The organism is Streptomyces sp. NPDC054956 (genome assembly GCF_053609185.1).
The window spans coordinates 1-7,084 of the sequence record NZ_JBSGXB010000357.1; the positions used below are offsets into that span (position 1 = coordinate 1).

The following is a 7,084-nucleotide window of genomic DNA, read 5'->3' on the forward strand; positions in this document are numbered from 1 at the left end:
TGTCCAATCGCGGTTTACAACAAGTTGTGGCTTCCGTTGTGCGCCTGGAGCGCGTCCTTGCGGTACACCATCGGATTGAGGTCGAGGTGAGGCATCGGCCGCCTCGCCCGGCTGCTTCGGCGCCGTACGCCGAACGCCTCGGCCTCGGCCTCGGTCCCGGGCCCGGGACGGGGCCCGGCCGCGGCCGAAGCGACCCCGGCGGCCATCGGTGGCACCGGAGCCACCAGCACCACCGGGGCCGGCGGTGGCACCCGGGCCGGCAGCAGCGCCACCACGCCCACCCCCGTGGCCCAGGTCACCGGGCTCCGCCTCCGCCGCGCCCGCGCCGAAGTCCTCCGCGACATCACCCTCACGGTCTCGCCCGGCGAGACCATCGCCCTCATGGGCCGCAACGGCGCCGGCAAGTCCACCCTCCTCGCCACCCTCATCGGCACGCTAGCGCCCACCACCGGCCAGGTGACCGTCAGCGGCCGCACCCCCCACCGGACCCCGCCCCGGGAGATGGTGACCCGCGTCGGGCTCGTCCCGCAGGACCCCCGGGACCTCCTCTACGCCGACACCGTCGCCGCCGAGTGCGCCGCCGCCGACCACGACGCCCACGCCGCGCCCGGCACCTGCCGCGCCCTCGTCAGCGAGCTCCTCCCCGACGTCCCCGACGACACCCACCCGCGCGATCTGTCCGAGGGCCAGCGCCTGGCCCTCGCCCTGGCCCTCGTACTGACGGGCCGCCCGGCCCTGCTGCTGCTCGACGAGCCGACGCGCGGTCTGGACTACGCCGCCAAGGCCCGTCTCGTCGAGGTCCTGCGGGCCCTCGCCGCCGACGGCCACGCCATCGTCATGGCCACCCACGACGTGGAGCTCGCCGCCGAGCTCGCCCACCGCGTGGTGATCCTGGCCGGCGGCGAGGTCGTCGCGGACGGGCCGACCGCCGAGGTGGTCGTCTCCTCCCCCGCCTTCGCACCGCAGGTCGCCAAGATCCTGGCCCCGGGCCACTGGCTCACGGTCTCCCAGGTCGCCGCGGCCCTGTCCGCCCGGGGGGACGCGTGAACAAGCCGCGCGGTCGCAGGGCCCCCACGACCCCCACCCGCCCCATCCGCATCGGCCCCCGCGCCGCCGCCGCCCTCCTCCTCGTCACCCTCATCGGCATCGCCGCCTTCGGCTGGCCCCTCCTCGCCGACCGCCAGTCCGGCTTCGCGCACTCCCAGGACGCCCCCTGGCTCTTCGCCGCCCTGCTGCCCCTCCTCGTCGGCGTGGTCGTCGCGACCATCGCCGACGACGGCATGGACGCCAAGGCCGTCGCCATGCTCGGCGTACTGGCCGCCGTCGGGGCGGCCCTGCGCCCCCTCGGTGCGGGCACGGCCGGCCTGGAGCCCATGTTCTTCCTGATGGTGCTGAGCGGCCGGGTGCTCGGCCCCGGCTTCGGCTTCGTCCTCGGCGCGGTCACGATGTTCGCGTCGGCCCTGCTCACGGGCGGGGTCGGGCCGTGGATGCCGTTCCAGATGCTGGCGATGGGCTGGTTCTCGCTGGGCGCGGGCCTGCTGCCCGGGCCGGACCGCATCCGGGGGCGGGCCGAGCTGGCGATGCTCGCGCTGTACGGGTTCCTCGGCTCGTTCGCGTACGGCACGGTCATGAACCTGCAGGGCTGGGTGATCCTTCAGGGCATGGGCCAGGGCGTCTCCTTCCACCCGGGGGACCCGGTGGCCGCGAACCTGGCGCGCTTCCTCGCGTACTGCCTGGCGACGTCGCTGGGCTGGGACCTGGGCCGGGCCGCGCTGACCGTCGTACTGACGCTCACGCTCGGCACGACCCTGCTGAAGGCGTTGCGGCGGGCGACACGGAAAGCTGCGTTCGACGCCCCCGTTTCCTTCGATCCGGGGGCCGGATCGGCCCGCAAACCTTTCCCGGAAAGGGATACGGACGCGCACGGAGGGTGAGATCGGGGCCCCTGAGCGGTGACCCGCCCCACAGGACCTAGGTCACATACGAACCGGGATAGTAGTCCTTAAACGCCCCATATGCACCCCCGTGCACCCTCTCCCACCTGCCCCGATACCGACCCGCGCACCGGGGGGTCGTTCCGCCCCGCCTGCGAGGACCACTAGTAAGAGGGGTCGTTGCCAGGCGCCCCGAACCCCCGTAGAACTGGATGAGTCGCAGGGCGGACGGAGATCCCCCGGGTTCGCACCCGGTCTCCCGAATCCGCCGACGAACCCCTCTCCTCCGCGTGAGTGGCTCACGCATGTCTCCGGCATGCCCGCGACCGCCCCTGTCCCCTTCGGAAGGTCCATCCGTGTCCAACGCCGTCATCCGCCGCATCGCCGCTTCGAAGAAGACCTTCGCGGGTACCGTCCTCGCCCTGGGCGTCGCCGGTTCCATGCTGGCCGCGGTTCCCGCGCAGGCCGCCCCGCTGAGCGCCAAGGCGATCGCCCAGCAGATGATCAAGGACCCGGCCCAGTTCGCCGCCTTCAACAACATCGTTTCCCGCGAGAGCGGCTGGGACCACACCGCCACGAACTCCTCCTCCGGCGCGTACGGCCTGGTCCAGGCCCTGCCGGCCTCGAAGATGGCCTCGGCGGGCTCGGACTGGAAGACCAACCCGGCCACCCAGATCAAGTGGGGCCTGGAGTACATGAACTCCCGCTACGGCAGCCCGGCCGGCGCCTGGAACTTCTGGCAGACCCACCACTGGTACTGAGCCACCAGCGGCAGCAGACCCCGCGGCACGCGCCCACCCTCCATCGGGGCCCGGTACGTACGCATGCGAAGGCCCCGGCGGCCGACCTCCCCAGGTCCGGCCACCGGGGCCTTCGGCTATCCCATCCCACGGGGAACCGAGGACGGCCGACAGGTGCCGCGGCCGCCGCATACGAGGGCGGCGCGGCAGCGCCTACAGCCGCTGGATGATGGTGCCCGTGGCCAGCGCGCCACCCGCGCACATGGTGATCAGGGCGAACTCCTTGTCGCGCCGCTCCAGCTCGTGGAGCGCGGTGGTGATCAGCCGGGCTCCGGTGGCGCCGACGGGGTGGCCGAGCGCGATGCCGCCGCCGTTGACGTTGACCTTCTCCAGATCCTGGTCGAAGACCTGGGCCCAGCTGAGGACGACGGAGGCGAAGGCCTCGTTGATCTCGACGAGGTCGATGTCCTTCAGGGACATGCCCGCCTTGCCGAGCACCGCCCGCGTCGCGTCGATCGGCCCGTCCAGATGGAAGTGCGGGTCTGAGCCGACCAGCGTCTGGGCGACGATCCGGGCGCGCGGCCGCAGCTTGAGCGCGCGGGCCATCTTGCGCGAGGCCCACATCACGGCGGCGGCGCCGTCGGAGATCTGCGAGGAGTTGCCGGCGGTGTGCACGGCGGTCGGCATGACCGGCTTGAGCCGGGCGAGCCCCTCCATGGAGGTGTCGCGCAGGCCCTCGTCCCGGTCGACCAACCTCCACATGCCCTGGCCGGCGGCCTGCTCGGCCTCGGTGGTGGGCACCTGTACGGCGAAGGTCTCGCGCTTGAACCGCTCCTCGGCCCACGCGGCGGCGGCCCGCTCCTGCGAGAGCACGCCCAGCCGGTCCACGTCCTCACGGGTCAGGCCCCGATGGCGGGCGATGCGCTCGGCGGCCTCGAACTGGTTCGGGAGGTCGACGTTCCACTCGTCCGGGAACGGCTTGCCGGGTCCGTGCTTCGATCCCGACCCCAGGGGCACGCGGCTCATGGCCTCGACCCCGCAGGCGATGCCGATGTCCATGACCCCGCCGGAGATCATGTTGGCGACCATGTGGTTGGCCTGCTGGGAGCTGCCGCACTGACAGTCCACGGTGGTCGCGGCGGTCTCGTACGGGAGGCCCATGGCCAGCCAGGCGTTGCGGGCGGGGTTCATCGACTGCTCGCCGGCGTGGGTGACGGTGCCTCCGACGATCTGCTCGACGCAGTCGGGCTGGATGCCGGTGCGGGCGAGGAGTTCGCGGTAGGTCTCGCCGAGGAGGTAGGCGGGATGAAGGTTGGCGAGTGCGCCCCCGCGCTTGCCGATGGGGGTGCGTACGGCTTCGACGATGACGGGTTCCGCGGCCATGAGCTCGTCCTCTCCTGCTCCTGCGTAGCGCCCAGTGCGCACAGCGCGCCTCAGCTGGCGGGCGGGCCGTCCCGGCGCCCCACCCGAACTAGTACGCGTTCTAGTTCTCCCCGCAGTCTTATGACCAGAAGACCCGGTACGCAAGGGTCTTGCACGTGGCTTACACGGATTCCACACGCAACAGTTGGCGCGGGGCCCCTTGTCACTTCTAGAACTCGTTACTACCTTCAAGCCAACTTCTGATGGGCCGTCAGACTTTGGAGTCGCCCGATGACCTGCCCCGTGCTGCCCGAAGGCTTCGACGCCACCGACCCGGACTTGCTCCAGGACCGGGTCCCCTACCCCGAGTTCGCGCAGTTGCGGCAGACCGCGCCCGTCTGGTGGTGCCCGCAGCGGCGGGGCGTCACCGGCTTCGACGACGAGGGGTACTGGGTCGTCACCCGGCACGCGGACGTCAAGTACGTCTCCACGCACCCCGAGTTGTACTCGTCGACGACGAACACGGCGATCATCCGGTTCAACGAGCACATCCAGCGTGATGCGATAGATGCCCAGCGCCTGATCATGCTGAACATGGATCCGCCGGAACACACCCGCGTACGTCAGATCGTGCAGCGGGGCTTCACCCCGCGGGCCATCCGCGGGCTGGAGGACGCCCTGCGCGACCGCGCCCGGAAGATCGTCTCGGAGGCCGTGGCGGCCTCGGCCGACGGCAGCTTCGACTTCGTCACGCAGGTGGCGTGCGAACTTCCGCTGCAGGCCATCGCGGAGCTGATCGGCGTACCGCAGGAGGACCGGTCCCGGATCTTCGACTGGTCGAACAAGATGATCGCGTACGACGACCCGGAGTACGCGATCACCGAGGAGGTCGGCGCCAACGCGGCGATGGAGCTCATCGGTTACGCGATGAACCTGTCCGCGGCGCGCAAGGAGTGCCCGGCCAAGGACATCGTCACGCAGTTGGTGGCCGCCGAGGGCCAGGGCAACCTGGGCTCCGACGAGTTCGGCTTCTTCGTCCTCCTGCTGGCGGTCGCGGGCAACGAGACCACCCGCAATGCGATCAGCCACGGCATGCACGCCTTCCTGACCCACCCCGAGCAGTGGGAGCTGTACAAGGCGACCCGCCCCTCGACGGCGGCGGAGGAGATCGTCCGCTGGGCCACCCCCGTGGTGTCCTTCCAGCGCACGGCCACCCAGGACACGGAGCTGGGCGGCCAGAAGATCAAGGCGGGCGACCGCGTCGGCATGTTCTACTCCTCGGCCAACCACGACCCCGAGGTCTTCACCGACCCCGACCGCTTCGACATCACCCGCGACCCCAACCCCCACCTGGGCTTCGGCGGCGGCGGCCCGCACTTCTGCCTCGGCAAGTCCCTGGCCATCATGGAGATCGACCTGATCTTCAACGCCCTGGCCGACGCCCTGCCCGACCTCCACCTCGCGGGCGAGGCCCCGCGCCGGCTGCGGGCGGCCTGGCTGAACGGCATCAAGGAACTGCGGGTCACCCACGGCTGACCCGCCTCCAGGACGGCAGGGGCCCCACCTCCCACGCCCGGCCCCTGCCGTCTCTTGGGCCCTGCGGCCGCTCGACTGCGGCGGTTGCTCGGGTGCGGCGGCTGTCGGTTGCTCGGCTGCGGCGGCTGCTCGGTAGCCGCGGTCACCGGTTGCTGCGGCTGCTCGGCTGCTGCGGTCGCCGGCTGCCGCGGTCGCTCGGTTGCTGGTTGCCGACTGGCTTGTCCCTCCGGCAGGGCGGGATGCTGCGGCGGACCGTTGCCTCCGTCGCCGCTTGCCGCAGCCGACCGGCTTGTCCCGCTGGCAGGTCGGGGCACTCCGGCCGAATGCCTGAGCCCGCCGGCAGCGCCGGGTCCCGCGGCCGGTGGCCTCGGCCCGCGGGCAGGGCCAAGCGCCCCGCCCGGCCACACGACCCGCCGACAAGGCCGCTTGCCAGGCCCTACGGCCGCTTGCCGGCCGGCTCGTACGGGCCACCCGTAAGAGCCGGTGTTCACGGCCTGCTGCCGGCGCCCGCTGCCACGGCCTCTTGTTACCCGTCGGTCGTTACCGTCTCGCCGCCGTCGAGATCATTGCCTTTGGCGTGATCCCGCCCCCAGACTGCCCGGATGAACCTTGAGGACCCCAGCGCCAGACGCTGGCAGCGGCTGCCGACGACATGGCGGCGGATGGTGGAGCAGAGCGGGTCCGAGCCCATGAGCCAGGGCGTCCTGGCGCTCATCGAGGCCGCCGGCGAGGAGCCCCGGCTCCGCCGGCTGTACCCGTACACCAGCCATTTCACGCTGTGGTTCAGCGCCTCCTCCGGGCATCCCTTCGCCGTGACCGCCCCCGCGGTCGAGCCCCTGCCCGACGGCCGCTTCCGCGTCCGCGGCCCCCGCCAGACCACCGTCCTAGGCGAGACCGACACGGCCCCTGCGGCGATAGCCCTGGTAGTGGCCAACCTCCCCCCGGAGTAGGGCCCCGGCCCCGGAAACCGTGCGCGCGGACGCAGCCCCGCCACCCCGACGAGCTCGAACGCAGCCTCGCCTTCGGACCGGTCCGGGGCGCAGACGGGCACGGGCGCACCCCGCCGTCCGACAGGGCCCGGCCGCAGCCCCGGAACGGGCGACACGGCCGCAGCCTCGCCGTCGGACGGTCCGGGGCGCAGCCCCGGGGAACACGCGGCACGGGCGCAGCCCCCGAGCAACGTGCGGCAAAGCGCAGCCCCGCCGCCCGACGCGCCCCGGGCGCAGCCCCGAGCAACAGGCCGCACGGCGCGGCCCCGTCGTCGGCCGCGCCCCGGGGAACGGCCAGCACGAACGCAGCCCCGTCCCGACGGGCCCTGAGAACACGGCAGCACGAACGCAGCCTCGCCGTCGGACGGGTCCGGGGCGCAGACTGCGCTGACGCAGCCCGCCGTCCGACAGGTCCCGGGCGCAGCCCCGGGGAACAGGCGGCACGGGCGCAGCCCGCCGCCCTGCGGGGCCGGGGTGGAGCCCCGGGGAACGGGCGAAGGGTGGATGGGGGACAGCCCCGCAG

General features: G+C 72.6%; 6 protein-coding genes and 1 pseudogene. 5 read left to right on the plus strand and 2 right to left on the minus strand.

All coding sequences use genetic code 11. The features are described from left to right. Nucleotides 1–14 precede the first annotated feature (14 nt). Nucleotides 15–299 carry a hypothetical protein gene (locus ACWGDE_RS33920; RefSeq protein ID WP_453392898.1) on the minus strand — a complete coding sequence of 95 codons (285 nt, stop codon included), beginning with the start codon at nt 297–299 and terminating at the stop codon, nt 15–17. Between ACWGDE_RS33920 and ACWGDE_RS33925 the strand changes: the two are divergent. The 3 genes and pseudogenes from ACWGDE_RS33925 to ACWGDE_RS33935 form a co-directional block, all read left to right on the plus strand. Next, nucleotides 283–1,047 (plus strand): annotated as a pseudogene (locus ACWGDE_RS33925) (ATP-binding cassette domain-containing protein); the annotation flags it as partial. The gene ACWGDE_RS33920 and the pseudogene ACWGDE_RS33925 overlap by 17 nt on opposite strands. Next, on the plus strand, nt 1,044–1,934 hold the full coding sequence (locus ACWGDE_RS33930; RefSeq protein WP_453392899.1) for an ECF transporter S component: 891 nt from the start codon (nt 1,044–1,046) through the stop codon (nt 1,932–1,934). The pseudogene ACWGDE_RS33925 and the gene ACWGDE_RS33930, both read left to right, overlap by 4 nt. A 356-nt stretch (nt 1,935–2,290) precedes the next feature. Next, nucleotides 2,291–2,695 carry an aggregation-promoting factor C-terminal-like domain-containing protein gene (locus ACWGDE_RS33935; protein WP_453392900.1) on the plus strand — a complete coding sequence of 135 codons (405 nt, stop codon included), beginning with the start codon at nt 2,291–2,293 and terminating at the stop codon, nt 2,693–2,695. Between the two features lie 192 nt (nt 2,696–2,887). Here ACWGDE_RS33935 and ACWGDE_RS33940 read toward each other — a convergent pair whose 3' ends face one another. Continuing rightward, on the minus strand, nt 2,888–4,057 hold the full coding sequence (locus ACWGDE_RS33940; protein WP_243329481.1) for a steroid 3-ketoacyl-CoA thiolase: 1,170 nt from the start codon (nt 4,055–4,057) through the stop codon (nt 2,888–2,890). 270 nt (nt 4,058–4,327) lie between these two features. Between ACWGDE_RS33940 and ACWGDE_RS33945 the strand changes: the two genes are divergently transcribed. Beyond that, complete coding sequence (locus ACWGDE_RS33945) at nt 4,328–5,572, plus strand: cytochrome P450 (protein WP_453392901.1); 1,245 nt, start codon at nt 4,328–4,330, stop codon at nt 5,570–5,572. A gap of 602 nt (nt 5,573–6,174) precedes the next feature. Further along, on the plus strand, nt 6,175–6,522 hold the full coding sequence (locus ACWGDE_RS33950) for a DUF6193 family natural product biosynthesis protein (RefSeq protein ID WP_453392902.1): 348 nt from the start codon (nt 6,175–6,177) through the stop codon (nt 6,520–6,522). Nucleotides 6,523–7,084: the final 562 nt, after the last annotated feature.